This is a genomic window from Acinetobacter endophylla (assembly GCF_053543775.1).
Window position 1 is genome coordinate 1 of the sequence record NZ_JBLVOM010000072.1, and the last position, 398, is coordinate 398.

The following is a 398-nucleotide window of genomic DNA, read 5'->3' on the forward strand; positions in this document are numbered from 1 at the left end:
GTGAATTCTTCTGGTATGGCTGTGGTCACTGTTTCACGTTGGAACCGCATATGCAGGACTGGTTGAAAAAATTACCCAAAGATATCCGTTTTGTACGTACACCTGCTGCAATGAACCCGCTTTGGGAACAGGCTGCACGTGCTTATTATGTTTCAGAAGCCCTGGGTGTGCGTCAAAAAGCACATTTACAGTTATTCCATGATATTCATGACAAGCAGCGTCCAATTTTAGAACAGGCACAATTGGCCAAGTTCTATACCCGTTATGGTATTTCTGAAGAGAAATTTAACACGACTTATAAATCATTCCCGATTTCGTCAAAAATTGCTCAGGCAAAAAATTTGACTGCTCAATATCAGTTAAGCGGTGTACCAGCGGTGACCGTGAATGGTAAATAT

General features: G+C 41.7%; 1 protein-coding gene. It reads left to right on the plus strand.

The features are described from left to right. Positions 1-398, plus strand: a 398-nt coding sequence (locus ACNPNW_RS04920) for a thiol:disulfide interchange protein DsbA/DsbL (protein ID WP_448766622.1), incomplete at both ends; no start/stop codon positions are given.